Annotated in this window: 2 protein-coding genes; both read left to right on the forward strand. The window is 61.2% G+C overall.

Annotated elements, in window-relative coordinates:
- The coding region (locus tag KIP88_RS45885) for a phosphopantetheine-binding protein (protein ID WP_214494635.1) at positions 1 to 595 on the forward strand (595 nt) is incomplete at its 5' end.
- A partial coding sequence (locus KIP88_RS45890; protein WP_214494636.1) for a hypothetical protein occupies positions 592 to 784 on the forward strand: 193 nt, incomplete at its 3' end. The genes KIP88_RS45885 and KIP88_RS45890, both read left to right, overlap by 4 nt.

Genomic DNA, 784 nt, shown 5'->3' on the forward strand with positions numbered 1-784 from the left:
CTGGGTGCGCGATGCGGTTGTGGTGGCGCGCCAGGACCGGTCCGGCGACAAGCACATCGTCGGCTATGTGGTGTGTGCGCCCGAAGCTCAATCGGATGAGCTGGATGGCGCTGACCTTGCCAGCGCCTTGCGCACGCACTTAGGTGCGTGCCTGCCGGACTACATGGTGCCGTCGGCGTTCGTGCGGCTGGCGGGGCTGCCGCTGACGGTGAACGGCAAGCTCGACCGCCAGGCGCTGCCGGCGCCGGAAGATGATGCCTATGCGCATCGCGCCTATGAGCGGCCGCAAGGCGAGATCGAGACGGCGCTGGCCGAGCTCTGGGCGGAGCTTCTCGGGGTCGAGCGGGTCGGACGCCACGACCACTTCTTCGAACTCGGCGGCCACTCGCTCCTGGCGGTGCAGCTCTTGAGCCGGCTGTCGCGGGCTGTTGGCGTGGAACTGCCGCTGTCGACGCTGTTTGCCAAACCGGTGCTGGCCGAGCTGGCTCGCGCAACTTCGATCACTTTGATCGAACAAGAGTTTGATCGCCAAGAGCTTCTGAAGTTGCTCTCTCTGGACTCTAGAGAAGCTGCTCTTTCTGGAGTCTATAAATGACAGATTTGATTAGATCCGGATTGGAAGAACTGGACGCAGAAAGCCTAACTGAGCTTTTTTCACTTGCCAAAGAGAGAAGCCGGACTGGCAGCCGAGAAACTACGTTGCTACCAAAGGTCGGACGCAAAAGCGTCCTAGTACCATCGTTTGCGCAGCAGCGGCTATGGTTTTTGGCGCAGCTGGACGAGA

Origin of the sequence: Bradyrhizobium sp. SRL28 (genome assembly GCF_018596315.1) — a bacterium.
Classification (GTDB): Bacteria; Pseudomonadota; Alphaproteobacteria; order Rhizobiales; family Xanthobacteraceae; genus Bradyrhizobium.